This window comes from Dehalogenimonas sp. 4OHTPN, assembly GCF_040448695.1.
Taxonomy (GTDB): Bacteria; Chloroflexota; Dehalococcoidia; order Dehalococcoidales; family Dehalococcoidaceae; genus Dehalogenimonas.
On the sequence record NZ_CP159307.1, the window covers coordinates 695,508 to 717,052 of the forward strand.

At 56.3% G+C, this 21,545-nt stretch carries 18 protein-coding genes and 1 tRNA gene; 15 read left to right on the plus strand and 4 right to left on the minus strand.

Annotated elements, in window-relative coordinates; translation table 11 throughout:
* Positions 1 to 61 precede the first annotated feature (61 nt).
* The 8 genes from ABV300_RS03800 to ABV300_RS03835 all read left to right on the plus strand — a co-directional run bounded on the left by ABV300_RS03800 (position 62) and on the right by ABV300_RS03835 (position 9,118).
* Positions 62 to 805 carry a metal-dependent transcriptional regulator gene (locus ABV300_RS03800; RefSeq protein WP_353715201.1) on the plus strand — a complete coding sequence of 248 codons (744 nt, stop codon included), beginning with the start codon at positions 62 to 64 and terminating at the stop codon, positions 803 to 805.
* The gene (gene feoB, locus ABV300_RS03805) at positions 798 to 2,783 is read left to right on the plus strand and encodes a ferrous iron transport protein B (protein ID WP_353715202.1); all 1,986 of its coding nucleotides are present in this window, start codon (positions 798 to 800) and stop codon (positions 2,781 to 2,783) included. The genes ABV300_RS03800 and feoB overlap by 8 nt, the downstream gene beginning before the upstream one ends.
* Positions 2,784 to 2,921: 138 nt before the next feature.
* A complete protein-coding gene (locus ABV300_RS03810) occupies positions 2,922 to 3,281 on the plus strand; it encodes a metalloregulator ArsR/SmtB family transcription factor (RefSeq protein WP_353715203.1) in 360 nt (119 codons plus the stop codon).
* A gap of 67 nt (positions 3,282 to 3,348) precedes the next feature.
* A complete protein-coding gene (locus tag ABV300_RS03815) occupies positions 3,349 to 5,658 on the plus strand; it encodes a heavy metal translocating P-type ATPase (protein WP_353715204.1) in 2,310 nt (769 codons plus the stop codon).
* Between the two features lie 88 nt (positions 5,659 to 5,746).
* Positions 5,747 to 6,301 carry a manganese efflux pump MntP family protein gene (locus tag ABV300_RS03820; RefSeq protein WP_353715205.1) on the plus strand — a complete coding sequence of 185 codons (555 nt, stop codon included), beginning with the start codon at positions 5,747 to 5,749 and terminating at the stop codon, positions 6,299 to 6,301.
* A 234-nt stretch (positions 6,302 to 6,535) separates the two neighbouring features.
* The gene (locus tag ABV300_RS03825) at positions 6,536 to 7,159 is read left to right on the plus strand and encodes a hypothetical protein (RefSeq protein ID WP_353715206.1); all 624 of its coding nucleotides are present in this window, start codon (positions 6,536 to 6,538) and stop codon (positions 7,157 to 7,159) included.
* A 107-nt stretch (positions 7,160 to 7,266) separates the two neighbouring features.
* The gene (locus tag ABV300_RS03830; RefSeq protein ID WP_353715207.1) at positions 7,267 to 7,968 is read left to right on the plus strand and encodes a response regulator transcription factor; all 702 of its coding nucleotides are present in this window, start codon (positions 7,267 to 7,269) and stop codon (positions 7,966 to 7,968) included.
* Entirely contained in the window at positions 7,961 to 9,118 is a 1,158-nt protein-coding gene (locus ABV300_RS03835; protein ID WP_353715208.1) for an ATP-binding protein, read from the plus strand. Before ABV300_RS03830 ends, ABV300_RS03835 begins: the two co-directional genes overlap by 8 nt.
* Positions 9,119 to 9,190: 72 nt before the next feature.
* Here ABV300_RS03835 and ABV300_RS03840 read toward each other — a convergent pair.
* The 4 genes from ABV300_RS03840 to rsmD all read right to left on the minus strand — a co-directional run bounded on the left by ABV300_RS03840 (position 9,191) and on the right by rsmD (position 10,758).
* Positions 9,191 to 9,266 (minus strand) — tRNA-Ala (locus ABV300_RS03840).
* 100 nt (positions 9,267 to 9,366) lie between these two features.
* Positions 9,367 to 9,633, minus strand: a complete 267-nt coding sequence (locus tag ABV300_RS03845; protein WP_058439965.1) for a YfhL family 4Fe-4S dicluster ferredoxin — start codon at positions 9,631 to 9,633, stop codon at positions 9,367 to 9,369.
* A gap of 73 nt (positions 9,634 to 9,706) precedes the next feature.
* Positions 9,707 to 10,183, minus strand: a complete 477-nt coding sequence (gene coaD / locus ABV300_RS03850) for a pantetheine-phosphate adenylyltransferase (protein ID WP_353715209.1) — start codon at positions 10,181 to 10,183, stop codon at positions 9,707 to 9,709.
* Positions 10,180 to 10,758: a 16S rRNA (guanine(966)-N(2))-methyltransferase RsmD gene (gene rsmD, locus ABV300_RS03855; protein WP_353715210.1), complete on the minus strand. Its 579-nt coding sequence runs from the start codon at positions 10,756 to 10,758 to the stop codon at positions 10,180 to 10,182. Before rsmD ends, coaD begins: the two co-directional genes overlap by 4 nt.
* A 98-nt stretch (positions 10,759 to 10,856) precedes the next feature.
* Here rsmD and ABV300_RS03860 point away from each other — a divergent pair, with 98 nt between their 5' ends.
* The 7 genes from ABV300_RS03860 to ABV300_RS03890 all read left to right on the plus strand — a co-directional run bounded on the left by ABV300_RS03860 (position 10,857) and on the right by ABV300_RS03890 (position 21,259).
* Positions 10,857 to 11,552 carry a hypothetical protein gene (locus ABV300_RS03860; RefSeq protein ID WP_353715211.1) on the plus strand — a complete coding sequence of 232 codons (696 nt, stop codon included), beginning with the start codon at positions 10,857 to 10,859 and terminating at the stop codon, positions 11,550 to 11,552.
* Positions 11,553 to 11,906: 354 nt separating this feature from the next.
* Entirely contained in the window at positions 11,907 to 14,996 is a 3,090-nt protein-coding gene (gene fdnG, locus ABV300_RS03865; RefSeq protein ID WP_353715212.1) for a formate dehydrogenase-N subunit alpha, read from the plus strand.
* 2 nt (positions 14,997 to 14,998) lie between these two features.
* A complete protein-coding gene (locus ABV300_RS03870) occupies positions 14,999 to 15,817 on the plus strand; it encodes a 4Fe-4S dicluster domain-containing protein (RefSeq protein WP_353715213.1) in 819 nt (272 codons plus the stop codon).
* Entirely contained in the window at positions 15,817 to 16,980 is a 1,164-nt protein-coding gene (nrfD, locus tag ABV300_RS03875; RefSeq protein WP_353714531.1) for an NrfD/PsrC family molybdoenzyme membrane anchor subunit, read from the plus strand. The genes ABV300_RS03870 and nrfD overlap by 1 nt, the downstream gene beginning before the upstream one ends.
* The gene (locus ABV300_RS03880; protein WP_353715214.1) at positions 16,980 to 17,831 is read left to right on the plus strand and encodes a formate dehydrogenase accessory protein FdhE; all 852 of its coding nucleotides are present in this window, start codon (positions 16,980 to 16,982) and stop codon (positions 17,829 to 17,831) included. The genes nrfD and ABV300_RS03880 overlap by 1 nt, the downstream gene beginning before the upstream one ends.
* 132 nt (positions 17,832 to 17,963) lie before the next feature.
* Positions 17,964 to 20,090, plus strand: a complete 2,127-nt coding sequence (locus ABV300_RS03885; protein ID WP_353715215.1) for a sodium-translocating pyrophosphatase — start codon at positions 17,964 to 17,966, stop codon at positions 20,088 to 20,090.
* Positions 20,091 to 20,263: 173 nt separating this feature from the next.
* A complete protein-coding gene (locus tag ABV300_RS03890) occupies positions 20,264 to 21,259 on the plus strand; it encodes a hypothetical protein (RefSeq protein WP_353715216.1) in 996 nt (331 codons plus the stop codon).
* Positions 21,260 to 21,545: the final 286 nt, after the last annotated feature.

Below are 21,545 nucleotides of genomic sequence, written 5' to 3' on the forward strand. Positions count from 1 at the left end.
TTGGATATGTTTATATTAGGCGCACCTAAATTATGGGGTGCCTAAAAGCAAGGAGTACAAAATGAGCACCGGAACTAGCGCCGAAGAATACTTGGAAGCCTTATACACACTCACTCAAGGCGGTAAGACGGCCCGAACTTCAGAGATTTCGAAACGGCTGAATATCGCTCCTGCCAGCGTTACTGAAATGCTCCCTAAATTGGCGGCCAGCGGATACCTCAACTACGCGCCCTATCAGGGAGTTACGCTTACCCCCAGTGGTTTTGAGTTGGCGGCAAAGATGGCCCGGAAACACCGGTTACTAGAGCGCTTTCTCCACGATATATTGCACATCGGCAATGACAAGGTCCATAAAGAAGCCTGTGCCATGGAGCACGCCCTTTCGGATGAGACCGAGAGGGCGCTGTGTCAGACTTTAAAAGCTCCAGACCTCTGCCCGGATGACAAGAATGTGATCCCGGCATGCAACCTTGGTTTCAGTACCTGCCAGGAATGCCAGGAATGGGGCGGACGCAACCTGGAAGAAGCCGGCAAAAGAAAGACCAGTGTGGTTCCAATCGCCTCTTTGAAAGAAAATCAGGAAGGCACGATCAGCTTCATCAGGGGCGATAACTCGGTGCTGCGGAGACTGTTGGACCTGGGGCTGACGCCAGGAACTAAAATTAAAGTCAATAGAATTGCCCCGTTTAAGGGGCCGGTGGAAATAGCCGTCAGGGGTTCAAAACTGGCGCTGGGGGATGAAATCGTATGCAACGTCTTCGTTGATAGACAGGCGAGTGAGTTCGGAGGTGGAGAGAATGGCTAGTTTGGGTTCGTGCCATGAAACAACCGGCATCAAGAAACACAAAGGCTCCAGCAAGGGGAAAAGTCTAACCATCGCCTTGGCCGGGAACGCCAATGTCGGTAAGAGCGTAATTTTCAACCAGTTGACTGGTTCACATCAGATTATCGGCAACTGGCCAGGGAAAACGGTTGAGAGGGCTGAGGGCCTGTTATGCCGGAATGGCTATGAGCTTAAGGTGGTGGATTTACCCGGCATTTATTCTTTGTCTACCTTCTCAATGGAAGAACTGGTCAGCAGGGAGTATATCGCCCGCGAGAAACCGGATGTCATTATCAATGTCATAAGCGCCGCTGTTTTGGAACGGAACCTCTTTTTCACTTTACAACTAATGGAGATGGAGGTTCCGATGATAGTCTGTCTTAATCAGATGGACATCGCTGAGAGCAAGGGGATTGAAATCGATGCCCGCAAGCTGGAAACGATCCTGGGGGTGCCGGTGGTGCCGACCGTGGCGGCTAACGGCAAGGGCATCCCCGAGTTAATCGATAAAGCTATCAAACTCGCCGAAAATGCTTCATCGGTCAGCCATCCGATTCCGTTTGGCGACGGGGTTGAGTCCGGTGCTGAGGAACTTGCCGGAATTATCGAGGCTGAGCGTTTAAGTCTGGAATATCCGGCCCGCTGGGTCGCTATCAAACTGATTGAAGGCGATGCCAACATAAGAGAGCTGGTTAGCCCCATGTCTGCCAGGCTGATTCAAAAAGCAGATGCTCTCGCTGAACGGCTAGAATCTCGATATCAGCAGTCTCGTTTTGCCGTTGTGGCTTCGGCGCGATATGCGTTGGCCGGGCGCATGGCGCACGATGTACAGGTCCAGCAGATATCCAAACCAAAACTCGCCGACCGGTTGGAACACCTGACGACCCATAAGGTGTTCGGGTACCTCACGGCTTTCATTGTTGTGACCGTATTACTTCTCTGGACGTTCACTGTGGGTACCTATCTCTCTGGTTTGATGTCCGACGCCTTAAGCTTCTTCGAACCGTTGGATCCTCTGGTAAGCGGGACTCTTTTGAGCATTCTCTGGAACGGAGTCTTCGGCGGCTTCGTGGCCGGGGCTACTCTAGTCGTTCCTTATGTGCTGCCCTTCTACTTGATGTTAGCGATGCTGGAGGATTCCGGCATTCTGACCCGGGTTGCCTTCATGATGGATAGCGCCATGCATCAAATGGGATTGCACGGTAAGGCCATCATCCCGATAATCCTGGGGTACGGCTGCAACGTCCCGGCGATATACAGCACCAGGATCATGGGGACGAGACGCGAGCGATTGCTGGCCGCCTTCGCTATTACTTTCTCACCCTGCGCCGCCAGGACTATTGTTATATTCGGGCTGGTAGCCGCCTTTGTCAGCATTCCCTGGGCGCTGGCGCTTTACGCCATTGGCCTTTTCATCATGTTCTTGGCAACCAAGCTGGCGGGAAAAGCCATGCCTGGCGACTTGACCGGAATGATCATGGAGATGCATTCCTTCAAGGTGCCATCTACCAAGGTGGTCATCAAACAGACCTGGGCGCGCACCAAGTCGCTGATAATGATGGTTTTCCCGATCTACATGATCGGCAGCGCCGCCGTCCAGGGGGCTTACGCCCTCGGCTGGCTGAACCCGATCAATAGCGCACTATCTCCGCTTACTGTGGGCTGGCTTGGGCTGCCAGCCGTAGCCGGGATATTGTTAATCTTCGGCGCCGCCAGAAAAGAACTGATTCTCCTTATGGCGATTACGCTTTTCGGCCTTAATCTAGCGTTGGTCTTTACCCCGGTCCAGCTTATTGTTTTGGCTTTAGTCGGGGCGATCTACCCCTGCATGGCCACCATCGGCACACTGACCAAAGAATTCGGCTGGAAGTCTGCCTGGGCTATTGTGGGAGCTAACTGGGCCACTGCTATTCTGGTGGGTGGAATCGCCGCTAGGGTTCTGCCTTTGTTCTTCGGATAATTTTCCTTGTAATAATCCCCGCCTGAACGCAGGGGGGGGGGAATGACCCCACAACTTTGTGCCTGACGAGTTGACTGGCGCAGGCTCTCGGCCTATAATGCATTAGCAACTACGCAGACGTTAAGGGGGTTAATCATCATGGCCAAAGCCGAAGATAAGTGCGAGATATGGGCGGTCGATGAAGAAAAGGTTGCGAAGACGAAAGCACGTCTTCCTTCTGATGAAACTTTTATGATATTGGCAGAGACATTCAGCGCTCTGGCAGACTCTAACAGGGCGAAAATTCTGCATTCTCTGGCAGACCAGGAGTTATGCGTTTGCGACGTAGCCTGCGTAGTGGGAATCTCGGAATCGGCCATTTCACAGCACCTTCGGATACTGCGGACCCTCCGTCTGGTCAAACAGCGGAAAGAAGGACGGATGATGTACTACTCACTGGCAGATGAACATATCCGCCAGCTATTAGAAACTTGCTTAGACCATTCCCGACACCATTAACCTTTTTGTTTTGATCCAATCACCAAGCAGGCTGCGTAGATAATAAACTTCAATTTGGAGAAAGAGAATGGCGATAGAACAAGAATTCGAGATTGAAGGCATGGACTGCGCCGAGTGCGCAGAGAAGATAGAGGCCGCTGTTTCCAAAATTAGGGGCGTTGCCTCAGCACAGGTGCTTCTATCTTCTTCAAAGCTCATAGTCAAACCGGAAAACGGGGAACTGCAGCCTGGCGAGGTTGTCAAGATCGTCGAGCGGCTGGGCTACAAGATAAAACCCGACAAGGCCGCTCAGTCCATCGCTTTGTATGTCGAGGGTATGGACTGCGCTGATGAGTTGGCCATTATCGAGAAAAAATTCAAAAACCTGCCTGGACTCGCGAATTTCGAGGTTAACCTTGCCAGTCAAAAAGTGGATGTGACCTACGACCCCTCGCGGCTTTCTTCCCAGGACATCATAAAAGCTATTGCCGAAACTGGAATGAACGCCCGGCTGGCAAAAACCAAAGCCAGGGCCAAAGCCTGGTGGCAGGACTTCCGGGTCAAGCTCATCGCCGCTTCAGGTACTCTCTTACTTATTGCGTTTATCCTGGAACGAATAGGCTTGGACCATAACATTGCCCGTTTCATCTACGGCGCCTCGATCCTCGTCGGCGGCTACTTTCCGGCTAAGATGGCTTTGGCCGGACTCCGCGCCAGAACGCTTAACATATATACCCTGCTGATATTCGCCACCATCGGCGCCGTCGGCCTGGGGTTCTGGGACGAAGCCGCCTTCCTGGTTTTCGTCTATACCTGGGGAGCTATCCTGGAGACCTATGCCACCGAAAGAGCGCGAGGCTCTTTAAAACTTCTGATGGAACTCGTGCCCCGGGAAGCGTTGGTGAAGAGAGACAGCCAGGAACTAGCCCTGCCGGTTGAGGAAGTGCGGGTCGGGGAGACGGTCATCGTTCGTCCCGGCGAGCGAATCCCCCTTGACGGGACGGTTATGGCCGGTTCCTCCTCGGTGGACCAGGCCCCGATTACCGGTGAGTCGATTCCGGTGAGTAAAGCTCCGGGTGATCCTGTCTTCGCCGGCAGCATCAACCAGCGCGGTTCGCTGGAGCTTAAGGTCAGCCGCCTATCACAGGACACGACCCTGGCCCGGATAATCCACTCGGTCGAGCGCTCGGAGGCTAAGAAATCCAGCTACCAGCACTTCGCCGAACGCTTCAGCCGGATATACACCCCGGCAATGTTCATCGTCGCCATATTCGTCGCCGTGGTGCCATGGCTGTTGGGACAGCCTTTTACTCCCTGGTTTTATCGGGCGTTGGTGGTGCTGGTGGTTTCCTGTTCCTGCGGCCTGGCGCTGTCGGTACCCATTTCGGTGCTGGCTTCGGTCAGCGCCGCGGCCAAGAAGGGCGTCCTTATTAAGGGTGGCGCCGACCTCGAGGCCGCCGGCAGCGTCGATGCCATCGTTTTCGATAAGACAGGGACCCTAACCATCGGTCTGCCCAAGGTCGCCGATCTGATTGCCCTGAATGGTTCGGCGCCTGAACTCCTTGCGGTGGCAGCATCGGTTGAATCACGTTCGGAACACCCTCTGGCCGACGCTATTCTCAGAAAAGCCCGTGAGGACGGCGTAGGGGTTCAGCCGCTTGAGGCGTTTGAAGCCCTTACTGGGCTGGGAGCCAAGGGAACCGCCGGGGGCAATATATATTATGTCTGTAATCGCAGATTATGCGAGCAATTGGATATCCCCCTGGAAAATGCGGAAGCCGACCTCGTCCGATTGGAGAGCGAAGGCAAGACCGCCGTCCTCGTATTGGGTAATGGCAAGGTCATGGGGATCATCGCCGTATCCGATCAGCTTCGACCCGGGGCCAAAGAAGCGATTATCAGCCTCAAAAAAGCCGGAATCAAACACATCGCCATGTTGACCGGAGACAACGAGGGAACCGCGAGGGCTATAGCGTCGCAAACTGGCATAGATGAATACAAGGCGCAGCTGATGCCGGAGGACAAGGTAGCCGCGGTCGAGGAATTGAAGCGAAAGTACTATAAAATCGCTATGGTGGGGGATGGGGTGAACGATGCCCCGGCCATGGCCGCCGCCGATGTAGGCATCGCCATGGGAGCGGCCGGCACCGATATCGCCCTGGAGACCGCCGACCTGGCGCTGATGTCGGACGACTTATCGAGGATTCCTTATGCTTTCGCCGCGAGCCGGAAGGCGGTGGCGGTTATCAAGCAAAATGTGGTGGCTTCGGTGGGTATCGTCGTGGTTGTGGTTGCATTGGCGCTTTTCGGCAAGATTGGCCTGGTGCCAGGTCTGCTCATCAACGAGGGAAGTGCCCTTATCGTGATGGCCAACGGTCTGCGGTTGCTCAGGGGTTAAATCCCCGGTGGACTTCTTTAGGTTTGGACACCGGGAGGTCGAATTCCTTTAGGCCTTCATCAAGCAACTTTGTTACACTGGTTGCGACGTGGATTTTTTTGCCATATTCCTTATCGCGCTCGGCCTGTCCGCCGACAGTTTTGCCGTGTCGGTTGGTGGAAGCGTCAGAATGGGTGCCGCACTCGACCGGGCTAAACAAATTAAGGTTGCCGCCTATTTCGGTTTTTTCCAATTCGCCATGATCCTCGCCGGGTATTTGGCCGGGAGAACGGTGACAAACCTGATCGATAGTATCGATCATTGGGTGGCTTTCGCTCTCCTGGCTTTAATTGGCGTGAGAATGATTAAAAAGTCGCTCGAGAAGAAGCGCGACACGGTTGATATTTCGCGTGGCAAGATGCTCCTCGGCCTTTCGGTGGCCACCAGCATCGATTCTTTAGCAGCCGGTTTGACCTTCGCCTTCGTCGAGGTGGCTATCCTGGGAGCGAGCATCCTCGTAGGGTTGACAGCCTTTACGGCGACTGTGATCGGGTTTATGCTCGGCAGGCGGCTCGGGCATGTCTTCGGCAAGCGGGCGGAACTTATCGGCGGCCTGGTGCTTATAGGAATCGGGGTAAAGGTCTTGATACAAGGTCTCAGTTGAAAACATCGTTCAACGATAGCTATTTCAAAAACTTCTGCCACCAATGATATGTGAAGAAGACATACGATGGGGATATCGACCCGCAAATACTAGCCACCATTCCATAAATAGGGGGCATCCCGGCAACGCTTCAGGAAAACAACATCAATCTTCTTCATACATTACTGGTATCTTCACGGATTCTTCATATAGGTCTGGTATCATAGTAGTATAACAAACAGGAAGGAGTCATCCATGAAAACTTTACCCAAGAAATGGCTGGTCGGCATCGTTGTTGTTGCCGTGGGGCTACTCGCCATTGGCGTACCGGTACTGGCATCGGCGGGAAATAACCCGTTCGGGACGTCTGGCGCATCTAATACTTACGATACAGCCGGCCTCGATTCACCGACCCTGGCGCGTGTGGCCGGCATCCTGGGGCTAACACCTGCCGACCTCACCACTCAGTTGCAAGCCGGTAAAACCCTGGCGGTTATAGCCGGGGAAAGGAACATACCGACGGCGACCTTGGTAGAGGCGATCATCGCACCGTACGCTGAGCAGGTCGCATTGCAAGTAAAATACGGCTACATCACCCAGGAGCAAGCTCAAACTATCCTAAATGCCGCCCGGCAAAACGCTGGGAATCTTCTTTCACAGAACCTATCCAGTGCAGGGGGCTACAATGGTCTCGGTCACTGTGGCGGGTATCTGGGTGAGGGGATCGGTGCTGGGCATGGTTGGGGCATAATGGGTCCAGGTATGATGGGTGGCTGGGGAAACAATGCCTTCAACACAACCAATGGCAACGCGGTCCCGGCCCAACCTTGGAACGGAGGCACCGGCTGGGGCATGAGTGGAATGATGGGAGGCTGGTAAACCCAAAAATCGAGCCAGGGCGACGGGCGGTGAGAAACTAGTTCCATCGCCCGTCCTTTTTGCAAATAACCCGAACTTGACATATTATCGAACGGTAGAGGTAATAGATGTCAAAGGGCAAAATCCTTGTCGTCGATGATGAACCGAAGATCGTGAACACCGTCCGAGCCTACCTCGAACGTGAGGGCTATGAAGCTCTTGAAGCCAACAATGGAAGGAAAGCAATTGAAATATTCAATCGTGAAAAGCCAGACCTCATCATCCTTGATCTTATGCTCCCGGAAGTGGATGGGCTGGAAGTATGCCGGCAGATTCGTCGATCATCAGACGTACCTATCATCATGCTCACCGCCCGCCAGGAAGACGCCGATAAGCTGATCGGCCTTGAACTCGGAGCGGATGATTACGTAACCAAACCTTTCAGCCCCAGGGAACTTGTTGCCCGGGTAAAGGTGGTGTTGCGCCGTGCCCGTCCCTCCGCGGCAGCAACAACGCCTGCACGTCTGACTCTGGGTGATCTAATTATAGATGAGGAGCGCTTCGAAGCTACCTGCCACGATGCGCCTCTTACTCTTACACCGACCGAGTTCCGTATCCTTGCCGCTTTGATGAGAAATCCGGGCCGAGTCCTCTCCCGGACTCGCTTACTGGATACACTTGGCGAAAACTATGAGGGTTACGAACGCACCATCGACGTTCATGTTAAGAACCTCCGCCGTAAGCTGGCAGAAATGAATTCCGAACGAGGGTGTGTGATTACGACAGTCCATGGAGTCGGTTACAAATTACAGGAGCCGGAAGATGGGTAGAAGAAACGGATTGTTTAATCGGTTATCGATACGACTGACAGCTGCGTTTCTTTTAGCAGTGATTGCGGGTATTGCGATCGTAGCATTTTCTGTTTATCAGGGGACTACCAGCGCATATGCCGCAAGCATTGAAGATATGCAGCGGATCATGGGTGGATGGATGGGGGGTCTGTCCTGGGAAATGATGGGAGGCATGAACTCCCAGCCCGCAGTCGATTTCACTGACAACCTGGGGCGCACTCTCTGGGTGGCGGGGGGCCTGGGTGTTCTCATAGCAATAGTCTTGGGTGGAGTTTTTACTCGCAATATCGTTGCGCCTCTGGGTGAAGTAACTGTAGCCGCCAGGCGAGTGGCCGGTGGTGATTTATCCCAGCGAGTGAACGTCCGCGGTTCCAGTGAATTGACAGACCTTGGCGAATCCTTCAACTCGATGGCACGGACGTTAAAACATGATCAGGACCTTCGCCAAAACATGATTGCCGACATTGCGCATGAATTGCGCACTCCGCTTTCGGTTCTACGAGCAAATATCGAAGCAATGCAGGATGGAATCCTGGGAACGAATCCTGAGAACCTTGAGTCACTTCACCAGGAGACGGTTACCCTTGCCCGGCTCATCGAGGACTTGCGTACACTGAGCCTTGCGGAAAGCGGGCAGCTCAAAATGCATAAAGAATTGACTGATATGAAGGCGTTTTCATCTAAAATCGTTCAAGGGATGCAGACTCAATTCGATTCAAAGGGCATCGGTGTAGCGCTTGAAGCTCCAGATATTGGGACTGATATTATTATCGATCCTGCCCGTATTGAACAAGTTTTGAGGAATCTCTTGGCCAACGCTTTGCATTACACACCAGACGGAGGCCGTGTAACGGTTAAGCTAATGCCGGACTTCGATGGGTTGACGATCTCTGTGGCGGACACTGGTCTGGGCATTCCCCCAGAAGATCTGGTACACCTGTTTGAACGCTTCTATCGGGTTGACCGTTCCCGCGCCCGAAGTACTGGAGGCTCGGGTTTGGGGCTAGCTATAGTCAAACAACTTGTCGAGGCGCATGGGGGACGTGTTTGGGTGAACAGCGAAATCGGAAAAGGCAGCACCTTTTTCTTTCACTTGCCCGTCGTTGCTTCTGGATACCAATTACCATGAAAAAGTTATTGAAAAGACTCTACCGGGTTTCTCCAGTTTGGATCGTCTCATAGTTCTAGGTATCGTCCCCTTTGGTGGAGCTGAGGGGATTCGAACCCCTGACCCTTGCGATGCGAACGCAATGCTCTCCCAGCTGAGCTACAGCCCCATGCAGGCGAGTATTATAACATACTGGCTGGCGCCGGGATAAACCCCAACAAAAGGGCGACCCGCCAGCGGGTCGCCCTTTTACGGCTTAAAAGCAGGCTCTATTTGACCTTGGGTTCTTCGCCGGGATGGAGCCGGCGCCACTTGGCCAGCAGTTCGTCATGGTTTTCCGCGTTGGCTTCGTCTGGCACGCAGCAGTCGACAGGGCAGATCTCGGCGCACTGTTTGGTCGAAAACGAGCCGACGCATTCGGTGCACTTGGCGGGATCGATGATGTAGATCGTCTCCCCCTCGGTGATGGCTGAATTAGGGCACTCCGGTTCGCAGGCTCCGCAGCTGATGCACTCATCGGTAATCTTGAAAGCCATGTTTCTGTCTTGTCCTCCCCGGGTTGAATAACCACCATTATACCCAAAACGGATTATCCGGTAAAACGGCCTTTCACCTGACCTTGGCGCGCACCGCCTCGGCTACGAACGGCGGCACCAGATCGCCGAAGTCACCGCCCAGCCGGGCTACTTCTTTCATGATGCTGGAAGAAAGGAACTGGAATTCCGGAGAGGCCAGCAGGCACACCAGCTCTATTTCCGGCGCCAGTTTGCGGTTGATCATCGCCATATCGAACTCAAGCTCGAAATCGTTGTTGACCCTGAGGCCGCGCACCACCGTGTTCACCTTTTCGCGGCGGGCGAACTCCACCATCAGCCCGGAGAAAGGCTTTACTATAACATTGCCAAGATCCCGGACCGCCTCCTGTCCCATCGCCACCCGCTCCTCGGTGGTGAACATGAGTTTCTTGTCCGGCGTATCGTAAACGCCTACAATGACCCGGTCAAACAGCCGCGCCGATCGCCTGATAATGTCGATATGGCCCCAGGTGAACGGATCGAACGAACCGGGATAAAGCGCCGTTTTCATGATGTCTCCTTGCGGTATATGGCGATGACGCTGTCGCCGTGGCGTCTTTCTTTATATAATACGACTTGGCCGTAACGTTCGTCGAGGGTCACCCGCGGCGAATGGGTGATGACCAGCCAGGTGGAGTCGCCGATGAGCCTGGTCCCGGCCAGCCTGCCCAGGAAAAGGCCGATATCTTCCCGGCGGTAGGGCGGGTCCATCAAAATAATGTCGTAAGTCTTGTCCAGGAAACTGATGGCGCGCTCCACCGGCAGGCAGTGGACTCTGGCGCGGTCTGCCAGGCCGCATTGCTCCAGGTTGTTCAGCAGAATATCGCAGCAAGCCCTTTCCTGTTCCACGAAGTCGGCGTGTCCGGCGCCTCGGGACAGCGCCTCGATGCCCAGCGACCCCGAGCCGGAGAACAGATCCAAAACCTCGTCCCAGTTTTCGGTGAGGTTGGCCAGCATCGAGAAAATGGCGCCCCTGACCAGTTCGGTAGCCGGGCGGGTCGCCCGCCGCTCCGGTACCTTAAGCGGCCGGCCTTTGCACTCCCCGGCGATAACCCTGAGATATCCCACGGCGTCATTCTGAAGCAAGCGGCCGGCGCCGTCAATCGGCAGCCTAGGAATCGAACCGCTGCCATCGGTGGATGACCGCTCTTTTGACGCTGGCTGGACGCTGCCTCTAGAATATAATGGTGAAGAACGAAGCGACCACTTTCCTGCTTCTGTGGGGGGGCGCGCTGTGCCCGGACTCCCTGAACAGGGTGATGTATTGGGCGGTTAACTACCAGGGTGAAATTTGCGGCGTGATCCTGCCGGCGGCGGTGTGGCGGAGGGTGGTCAACGTTCTCGAGTCGCCGTCGGAACTGGGAGCTCCTTATTTGGCCGTGGCCGTTACCGGAATCGCCGAAGAGCGGCCGGAACTGCGGCTGGTAACCCTCGACGCCGATTCCCTGTATGATTTTTGCTACCTTAAAAATGCAGTTTACCGTATGCGCCAGTCGCCGCAGCAGCTCAAGATGGATGCCGGTAAACTGACCAACAGCGTCGGTATCGCCGAACTGCCGCCGATGGCGGTATTGAGGCGTTTCGGCTCGCGGCCGGACCGGGGCGAGTTTTTTACCCTGATGCCGGATAAAAAACGGGTTGAACTGTATTATCTGATTGAGGAAGACGAAATCCCGCCGGAAAAACTGGGCGTTCAGGTCCTGTGGGGTCTCAAAGGCTACGGGCTGCCGGCTGTCGCCCAGGGGACAGGCTATCGACCGGATGGCGCTGAAAAAGCCATGCTGGGGCGGTCCGCGGTCAAGCCGCCTCCGTTGTGGTTCCGGGATTTACTCAAGCTGTTCAAGCGTGGGCGGCGGCCGCCCAGGTCAGCGGGCGTTTAGTGCCGCAAGCCCGCTCCGCATAACAGGTACTAATACTTTGGTCGGCATGCGTTTCCGAAAGTCATTAGATTCCGAGAGAATTTATCGGCTTTTCGGTCCGAGTAACAAATAACAATGTCCAAAGTTGTCAAACTATCATTATTTACCGCTTTGTCCTAACGTATTATTGCCTGTTTGGCTGATCACGGGCCAGTTTACACAAGTATCGCCTTGGTGCTATGATATTCGGACAGTGGGACTAGTACTTCTGATACACTGTCTCACCATGTCCAATAAGTTGCATTCCGGAAGCCGATTCCTGAGTGCAGCCTGAATTACAAAGGTCTCAAAGGCGAACAAAATAAAGGAGGGAGCATGAAGTCTCAAGTCAGTAGGAGGGACTTCCTCAAGGCCAGCGGCGGAGTCGCCGGACTCTTCGCTACAGCCGGGCTCTTCCGGGGTCCGCTGGGTGCCGACTCAGCGCTGCCGGTGGATGACCGCCCCCGCTGGACCAAGGAAACCTACACCATCTGTCCCTACGATGCTTCGGGCTGCGGTTTCATCTGTCGCACCGACGCTCAGGGCAGGCTCGTCAATGTCGAGGGCGACCCCAATCACCCGGTGAACCAGGGCGGCGCCTGCAGCAAAGGTGCGGCCATCGCCCAGATTCACAACAACACCCGGCGTCTTCAGAAAGTGAGATACCGGGCGCCCGGCGCTTCCGACTGGGAAGAGAAAGACTGGGACTGGGCCATCACCGAGATGGCCAAGCGCATCAAGGCCACCCGCGATGCCAACTGGATAGAGAAGAACGCCAAGGGCAATACCGTCCGCCGCGTCGAAGCCATGGCCATGGTTGGCGGTTCCTGTCTGGACAATGAAGAGTGCCAGCTTTTGGTAAAAATGCTGCGCAGCCTCGGCATGGTGTATTTAGAGACACAGGCGCGCCTCTGACATTCCTCAACTGTCGCCAGTTTGGCGGAATCGTTCGGACGCGGTGCCATGACCAACCACTGGACCGATGTGGCTAATGCGAACCTGGTCCTCATTATCGGCGCCAATCCCGCCGAGAATCACCCCGCTTCCTACACCCATATCCTCAGAGCCCAGACCAACGGGGGTAAAATAGTGGTCTTAGATCCCCGCTTCACAAGGTCAGCGGCCAAGGCTGATATGTACGCCCCCATCCGTTCTGGAACTGACATCGCCGTCGTGGGCGCTATTATCAACTACGTCGTCAACGATATTGAAGCCAACCCTGCCAAATACAACATGACGTACCTTACCGAATACACCAACGCCCCGACGCTGATCAACCCGGATTTCAAAGGACCGGCTGACCTGGACGGCCTCTTCAGCGGCTACAACGCCGAAACCCGCAGCTACTCCAAGACAACCTGGAGCTATCAGCTAGACAGCGCGGGCGTCCCCATCAAAGACAAAACCCTCAAGAACCCGAACAGCGTCTTCCAGCTGCTCAAAAAACACTACTCGCGCTACACTTTCGCCAAAGCGAATGAAGTGTCCGGGATTCCGGTGGACAAGCTCCAGGAGATAGCCAAGCTGGTGGCTGCAACCGGCGCTCCCAATAAAGCTATGACCATCATGTACGCTATGGGCGCTACCCAGCACACCTACGGCACCCAGCTCATCCGCACCTACTGCATCCTGCAGCTGCTTCTTGCCAATGTCGGCTTAGCCGGTGGCGGCATCAACGCCCTCCGCGGCGAATCGAATGTTCAGGGCGCTACTGACTGGGGCATTCTCTTCCACCTGCTGCCGGGATACCTTCCGGCGCCGACTGAAACTGACACTACCTTGGCTGCCTACAATACGCGGACGGCGGTCGTCAAACGCGAACCCCGCAGCCTCAACTGGTGGAGCAACCGCCCCAAGTACATCGCCAGCCTGCTGAAGACCTGGTACGGCGACAACGGCACTGTTGCCAACGACTTCGGCTTCAACTGGCTGCCCAAGATGGATACTGGCGCCAACCATTCCTTCATTCCCCTTTTCAAAAACATGTATGAAGGTAAGATCAAAGGCCTGATGATCTGGGGCCAAAATCCCGTCGTCAGCGGCCCTAACCAACAGCAAATCGTCGGTGGTATGGAAAAGCTGGACTGGGTCATTGCCGCTGATCTCTGGGAGAACGAGAGCGCCAACTTCTGGAAGAGACCCGGTGCCAATCCGGCCAACATCAAGACCGAGGTCTTCCTGCTGCCGGCTGCCGCTTCCTTCGAGAAAGAAGGTTCGGTTGCCAATTCTAGCCGCTGGATGCAGTGGCGCTACAAGGCCGTCGAACCTCCGGGTGAGGCCATGCCTGATCTGGACATGATCAATAAGCTCATGCTCAAGCTGCGAGAACTCTATAACGCTGAGGGTGGCCCCAACGCCGATGCCATCACCAAGCTGGCCTGGAATTACGGTACCCATGTTGATCCGCATCAGGTCGCCAAAGAAGACAACGGCTATGACTTGAAGACCGGCAAGCTTATCGGCAACTTCACCCTGCTTCTCACCGATGGAACTACCTCTTGCGGCAACTGGATCTATTCCGGCTCCTACAACGAAACCGGCAACCTGTCCGCCCGCCGCGACCTCGATGACGGGCCGTTCAATATCGGCCTGAACGCCAAATACGCCTGGTCCTGGCCGCTCAACCGGCGCATCATCTACAACCGCGCCTCGGTTGATCTGGACGGCAAGCCTTTCAATCCGGACAAACCGGTGGTCAAATGGAACGACACTACCAAAGCCTGGGAAGGCGATATCATCGACGGCGGCTCAGGCCCGTTGAATCAGGGCGGCTGGCTGCCATTCATAATGCAGGCTGAGGGCGTCGCCAGCATCTTCGGCCCCGGCCTTACCGACGGCCCATTCCCGGAGCACTACGAGCCCTGGGAAAGCCCGGTGCAAAATTCCATGAGCAAGCAGCAGGACAATCCCGTGTTCAAGATCTGGGAAGGCGGTCTGGATGTCAAGGGTTCGGCCGCGGAATTCCCCATCGCCTGCACCACCTTCCGCGTCGTCGAGCACTGGCAGGCCGGCGCCATGTCGCGCAACCTGCCCTGGCTGGTGGAAATGGTCCCGTCGCCGTACGTCGAGATCAGTGAAGCCCTGGCGGCTGAAAAAGGCATCGTCGCCGGCGATATCGTCAAGGTAAGCTCCGCCCGTGGCAGCGTCGAACTCCCGGCTATGGTGACCAAACGCGTCCAGGCCTTCAACCTCGGCGGCAAGACCATTCATCAGGTCGCCATCCCTTGGCACTGGGGCTGGGCCGGTCTCGGCACAGGCGCCAGCGCCAACGTGCTGTCGCCCAACGCCGGCGACGCCAATACCACCATCCCTGAATCCAAGGCCTTCCTGGTGAAGATCGAAAAGACCGATAAGACCGCAGAGATGTTGAAACTGGGGCACCGCGCCGTGCCTATTGAACCTCTGCCGTTGAAGAGGGGGATGTAACGATGGCTAAAGGACTGCTCATTGATACCGTTCGGTGCACCGGCTGCCGCGGCTGCCAGAGCGCCTGCAAGCAGTGGAACCTGAACCCGGCGGTCAAAACCGAGTTCAGCCCCACCATGACCAATCCCATTGAGACCAACGCCTATAACTTCGTTCACGTCGAATTCTTCGAGGTGATGAAAAACGGCAATCTGACCTGGAACTTCGTCTCCAAGCGGTGCATGCACTGCGAGCACCCCGCCTGCGCCTCGGTCTGCCCGGTCGGCGCCCTCCAGAAGCTGGATTTCGGTCCAGTCGTCTGGGAGGAAGGCAAGTGCATCGGCTGCCGCTACTGCCAGAACGCCTGCCCCTTCGACATCCCCAAATACACCTGGTTTACCGATGAAGGCAAAACTGATCCCTGGCCCAAAATCGCCAAGTGTACCATGTGCTGGGACCGGCAGACCTCCAAGCAGCCGACCGAAGAGCCGGCCTGCTCCACCACCTGCCCGCCGAGCGCCATCATGTTCGGCGAACGGGACGCGCTTCTGGAAATCGCCAAAGGCCGCATTGCCCGCTCTCCCGACAAATACTTCAACCACATCTACGGCGAAAACGAGGCCGGCGGCACCCAGGTGCTGTTCCTGGGCGCTGTCAGCCCTCAGGAACTGGGCTTCCCCGAGGTCGAGACCGAGTCTTATCCCGAGTTCACCTGGGAATTCCTGTCCAAGATCCCGTATGAGATCGCCGCGCTGGGCGCTTTCCTGGTCGGCACCTACGCCTTCCGCACCATGAGGATGAAGGGCAAGGGCGAGACAGCTGCTAAAGGAGGATCACACTAATGACCAACCGAAACGTACCCCTCTTTAGCTTCTGGGGCGTCGTCCAGTTCCTGTTCCTGCTGGGCGCCATCGGCGTGGCTGTCGCCAAGCTGATCTGGGGCCTGGGGGCGGTGACCAACCTGTCAGACAACTGGCCGTGGGGCCTGTGGGTCGCCTTCGACGTCGGCGTTTACATCGCCTCGGCGGCCGGCGGCTTCGTCCTGGCGGCCATCGTCTACATCTTCAAGGTGGAAGCCTTCCGGCCGCTGGTCAAGCCGGCCATCCTGATCGCCACCCTGGGCTACACCATCGGCGCCTTAGGCATCGCCATCGACCTGGGCCGCAGCCCCTTGATCATCCACCCGCTGTGGATGTGGCAGCCCGGCTCGATCATGTTCGAGGTGGCTTGGTGCGTCATGATGTACCTGACGGTGCTTTACCTGGAGTTCTCGCCCAACCTTTTCGCCCGCTTCGGCTGGGTGAAGGCCGCATCGGTGCAACACGCGCTGGTCGTCCCCCTGGTCATCTTCGGCATCCTTCTGTCCTTCCTGCACCAGTCGAGCCTGGGCGCCCTGTTCCTGATCACGCCTGACCAGCACGGGCTGTGGCATCTGCCGCTGATGGGCTATCTCTTCGTCATCTCGGCCATGTCGCTGGGCTTGTCGGTGCTGACCTTCTTCTCGGTCATCATGGCCAAGAGCTGGAAACTGACGCTGCGGATGGACCTATTGCCCAAGGTCATGGCCATCGCCGCCTGGATCCTGGTCTTCTACCTGGGCCTGCGCTTCTACGATACGGCGGCCTCCGGCGGCTTCTCGGAGTTCGCCTTCGACGAGTTCGGGGCGCTGTTCCTGGTGGAGGTCGGCCTGGGCATGGTACTGCCGATCATCCTGATCGCCATGAAGAAGGTGCGGGAGTCCCGGAGCGGCTTGCTTTGGGCGTCGTCGCTGATCATCATGGGCCTGGTTTTAAACCGGGTGAACACCCTGGTCATCTCCCATGCGCCGGCGCGCTTCGGCAGCTACTTCCCGACGGTGTGGGAGTTCATCTTCACCCTGGGACTCATCTTCGGCGCCATGTTTGCCTTCCGGCTGGCGGCGCGCTACCTGCCGCTGTTCTCCGAACAGAAGGCCGGACTGCCTGAATCAGTCGCCCGCGCCAACCCTGAAGTGGTGACTGCATAGTGAGTGCGTCGTTTTACCAGCGCTGCCGCGCAGAACTGCAGCGCTACGAGGCCGAAAAAGCCTTCCCGGAAGGGTACACCGGACTCAACAAAGAAATAATGGAAATCCAGGAGTCGGCCCGAGAACAACTCGGGCCGACTCCGCGGCTTTCCGAAGCCGCTTTGAACAATCTCAAAGAAGGCCAGATTGCCTTGACCGGCCAGAGCGTGCCGATCCCGGTTTCCGTGTTTCGCCCGGCGGCTCTCAAACTGGCGGACGCTTTCAGCCGCGTCGCCGGTCAGCCGTTTCCGGTCGAGAAGATTTTTGCCCTGTCCGGATCTTCGGGCGATGACTGGCATACCCTTGCTGAAGACCTGCTGGCGGGACGGCTGGACCTTGCTGAACTGGCGGAAGGCAGCGGCTACAATACCGAAACTATCGCCTATTTCCTGCACAGCCTTCTGGTGCCCTTCTACGAACACCAGTCGGAACCCTACCGGCAGATGCTCATGGATAAGGAGATCGCCTGGAACCGCGGCTTTTGCCCGGTCTGCGGCTCGCCGGCCAGATACGGGGTGTATTACGGGGAAAAAGGCTTCCGCAAGCTCTACTGCGGTCTCTGCCGCACCGAATGGCCCTTCCCCCGGCATATGTGCCCCCACTGCGAAAATCCCGAGATGGCTTCCATCCGGTCATTCACCATCGGCGGCGACCAGGCTCATGCGGCCGAAGTCTGCGACCACTGCCAGAGCTATCTCAAAGCCACTGACGAACGCCAGTTGCGCCGCGAATGCATCGCAGCGGTGGAGGATCTGGCCACCCCCGGCATAGACCTCACGGCCGCGGGTCAGGGCCTGTCCCGGCCGGCATAAAACAACCTGTTAATAAGGTATCAACCGCCTTAATAAATCGGATTGAACTATCGTTCAATCCGATTTGCATCATCAGCGCTTAAAATGATAGAGTACCCGAGTTGTAAAAAATAGGAGGGAAGTAGGAGGACTATGCCTGGTATTTTCTGGCTTGTGCCCGTCATCTCGCTGGTGACAGTCCTGTTTATCGTCTACCTGGCCCGCTTTGTCCTGGCCAAGGACACCGGAACCCCCAAGATGAGAGAAGTGGGGGACATGATTTTCGAAGGTGCCTGGGCGTTCTTGAACCGCCAGTACCGCACCATCGGTATTCTCTCCATATTTGTCGCTGTGGCTGTCGGCGCTGTCGTCGGCCTGCTGTCCGGGGAAAACACCCCGGGTGATGTCGGCCAGGCCGGCATTATGTGGCGCACCGGCGTCGCTTTCCTTGTTGGCGCTATCTGCTCTGGCATCTCCGGCTTCGCCGGCATGTACATCGCCGTCAAATCCAACGTCCGCTGCGCCGCGGCCGCCCAGCGGTCCTGGCGTGAGGCTATCGACGTCGCCATGCGCGGCGGCGCCGTCTCCGGCTTTCTGATCACCACCCTGTCTTTAATCGGTGTCACCGCCATCTTCTTTGCCTTCGGCGGCAATTCCGAGCCTGAAATCGCGCCTCATTTGATCGTCGGCTTCGGCTTCGGCGCCAGCTTTGTCGCCCTGTTCGCCCAGCTCGGCGGCGGTATCTACACCAAAGCCGCTGACATGGGTGCCGATCTCGTCGGCAAAGTTGAAGCCGGCATTCCTGAAGATGACTCCCGCAACGCCGCGGTTATCGCCGATCTCGTCGGCGACAACGTCGGCGACTGCGCCGGCCGCGGCGCTGACCTGTTCGAGTCCACCGCCGCCGAAAATATCGGCGCCATGATCCTGGGCGCTTCCGTATACGCCGTCACCGGCGATGTCGCCTGGATCATCTTCCCGCTGGTCGTCCGCGCCTTCGGTCTGGTGGCCTCCATGATCGGTCTGCTCATCGTCAAGGCTAAAGAAGAAGAGGATCCCATGGCCGCCCTCAACCGCGGCTACTGGATGTCCATCGTCCTGTCCGCCATCGGCATGGTCATCACCGTGACTATCATGCTTGACAACTTCTGGCTGGCTGCCGCCGGCCTCGTCGGCATCCTCGCCTCGGTTGCCATTCTCTATATCACCCAGTACTACACCGACACCAAGTATAAACCGGTCAAGGACCTGGCCCAGGCTTCCCGCACCGGTTCCGCCACCAACATCGTCGGCGGCATCGCCATCGGCTTCGAGACCGCCCTGCCTACCGCCCTGGTCATCGGCATCTCACTGTTGGTAGCCTACTTCTTCGGCCAGCAGTCCGGCGTTGAAGGCGCCGGCGCCTTCGGCACCGCCGTGGCCACCATGGGCATGCTGATGACCTGCCCCTACGTCCTGGCCATGGATACCTTCGGCCCCATCACCGATAACGCCAATGGCATCAACGAAATGGCCGGCGCCGGGCCGCAGGTCCGCAAGATTACCGACCGGCTGGACGCTGTCGGCAACACCACCAAAGCGCTCACCAAGGGCTACGCCCTGGTCTCCGCCGGCCTGGCCGCCTTCCTGCTGTTCCAGGCTTACATGGACCAGGTAGAGTTCCTGCGCGGCACTCCGTTCGATGTCATCGACCTGGCCAAACCAGAGGTCTTCGTCGGCGCCATGCTGGCGGTGATGCTGGTCTTCCTCTTCAGCTCCTGGGCTATCAAGGCTGTCGGCAACACTGCACAGTTGATCATCGAGGAAGTCCGCCGCCAGTTCCGCGAGAATCCCAAGATCATGACCTTTGAAGCCAAGCCGGATTACGCCCGCGCCGTAGACATCACCGCCCGGGCCGGTCTGCGCGAAATGATCAAACCCGGCCTGCTGCCGGTACTGGCTCCCCTGGTGTTGGGCGTCGGTTTCAACCTCATCGAAGGTTATGACGCCGCCATGGCCGTGGGCGCCATGCTCATGGTCGGCACCATCGGCGGCATCATGCTGGCCGCCTTCATGAACAACGCCGGCGGCGCCTGGGACAATGCCAAGAAGTACATTGAAGACGGGCAGCTCAAAGACGACAAGGGCGTCGTCCAGGGCAAGCGCACCTTCGCCCACGCCGCGGCTGTCGTCGGCGACACCGTCGGCGACCCGTTGAAGGACACCGCCGGCCCGTCGCTGCACGTCCTGATCAAACTGCTGTCCACCATCACCCTGGTGCTGGTGCCCTTGTTCATCTAATTCCTTCTTCGAGGTTAATAGTAGGAGCGGCTCGAAAGAGCCGCTCCCTTTTTTATGCCCCCTCATTACTGACCGCCCTTTACTATTGAAGGCACTTAAACTGTATTGTATTCTGATATTCAAAGTTAAGAGTCCTGCATTGACCAATGCGTTTGAAGGAGGAGCGCTCTCTTATGGATATTACGCCGGAACAACGGAAAGCAATCTACGAGGAAGAAAAAGCTAGAATCGAACAGGAGGCCAGGTCAAACGGCGGCCAGACGAGTTCTTCCCAAAGTACCAGCACCGGGCTTCCCCCAAATGTCGCGGCTCTCCTGTGCTACCTTGGCGTGTGGGTGACCGGTATCATCTTCATTATACTTGAACAAAAAAGTGTTAAGGTCCGGTTCCACGCCACCCAATCAATTCTGATCTTTGCCCCGCTTGCCATAATGGGGTGGATACTCGGTTGGATACCGAATTCAGGCGGAGTTTTATCCGCCGCAGTTTCTATTCTGGCTTTGGTGCTGTGGATATTGCTTATGGTCAAAGCGTACAGAGATGAAGAATTCGAGGTTCCCCTCGTGAGCAGCCTGTCAAGGCAACTTATCAAAGCGCCGGTTACTTACTCTTCGATGGATAAGACTCAAGCGGCGGGCAGCACCGGCGCCCCGTCTGGCGAGCTCGCCGGGAGATATGTTCCCGGCAGCAGGACAGGCCGCCTGGTAGGCTCAAGCTTGTCTATCGGTTGGAGCGCTGTGCTCCTGGTGCTTTTTAATTACTACAGCGAATACATCGCAACCTACCAGGGTCAAACTTCAGACGGGGTTACCAACTGGATCAGGGATCCCATTTTCAACCAGGATCTTCACCTGTGGCTGCCCGTACTAAATACTGCGTTATTCGCCGCCATACTCGGAAATATCATCACCATCGTATGGGATAAATACCTGCTCCGGGAGCCGATCAAGATTCTCATAGATGTCTTCGCCCTCGTCGCTATTGTCAGCTTGATAAATATATTCCCGTTTGATTTCAGTACCTTCTCGGATACCGTTGCCATCGAGGCGACGGAAATCGGAGTAAAAGTATTTTTAATCCTGGTAGCAGTCGGCATTGGGGTTGGTGTTTTGGTCCGATTCATTAAGCTAATCATCAATATCGCCAGAGGGATTACGAGTTACCGATAGAATTATTTAGTCGCTATGGCTGTTTAAACTTAGGAACTCCCGACAGATCAGAAGCGTTCACTCAATCCAAGCCGCCACGCGTTTCTGGCAGAGTACGACTGTATGACCAAAAAATACGCATAAAGTCCAATGGTGACTAATTCTTTGGTACGATGACAATTTGTTATGTCAGAGTAAAATGTACTTAAATTTAGGTTGATCGTTGAAGGCCGGCTGCCTCCGACGGAAAGGAACGGCGATGGGAATTGTGTTTAGGTCATCAAGCCTAATCTAGGCTCGATGACCT

Coding starts and splice junctions, on each gene's coding strand:
- ABV300_RS03870 (WP_353715213.1), top strand. CDS start 14,999: ATGGCTAAAGGACTGCTCATTGATACCGTTCGGTGCACCGGCTGCCGC.
- ABV300_RS03830 (WP_353715207.1), top strand. CDS start 7,267: ATGTCAAAGGGCAAAATCCTTGTCGTCGATGATGAACCGAAGATCGTG.
- feoB (WP_353715202.1), top strand. CDS start 798: ATGGCTAGTTTGGGTTCGTGCCATGAAACAACCGGCATCAAGAAACAC.
- ABV300_RS03845 (WP_058439965.1), bottom strand. CDS start 9,633: ATGGCTTTCAAGATTACCGATGAGTGCATCAGCTGCGGAGCCTGCGAA.
- coaD (WP_353715209.1), bottom strand. CDS start 10,183: ATGAAAACGGCGCTTTATCCCGGTTCGTTCGATCCGTTCACCTGGGGC.
- ABV300_RS03800 (WP_353715201.1), top strand. CDS start 62: ATGAGCACCGGAACTAGCGCCGAAGAATACTTGGAAGCCTTATACACA.
- ABV300_RS03810 (WP_353715203.1), top strand. CDS start 2,922: ATGGCCAAAGCCGAAGATAAGTGCGAGATATGGGCGGTCGATGAAGAA.
- ABV300_RS03835 (WP_353715208.1), top strand. CDS start 7,961: ATGGGTAGAAGAAACGGATTGTTTAATCGGTTATCGATACGACTGACA.
- ABV300_RS03860 (WP_353715211.1), top strand. CDS start 10,857: ATGGTGAAGAACGAAGCGACCACTTTCCTGCTTCTGTGGGGGGGCGCG.
- nrfD (WP_353714531.1), top strand. CDS start 15,817: ATGACCAACCGAAACGTACCCCTCTTTAGCTTCTGGGGCGTCGTCCAG.
- ABV300_RS03885 (WP_353715215.1), top strand. CDS start 17,964: ATGCCTGGTATTTTCTGGCTTGTGCCCGTCATCTCGCTGGTGACAGTC.
- ABV300_RS03890 (WP_353715216.1), top strand. CDS start 20,264: ATGGATATTACGCCGGAACAACGGAAAGCAATCTACGAGGAAGAAAAA.
- ABV300_RS03825 (WP_353715206.1), top strand. CDS start 6,536: ATGAAAACTTTACCCAAGAAATGGCTGGTCGGCATCGTTGTTGTTGCC.
- ABV300_RS03815 (WP_353715204.1), top strand. CDS start 3,349: ATGGCGATAGAACAAGAATTCGAGATTGAAGGCATGGACTGCGCCGAG.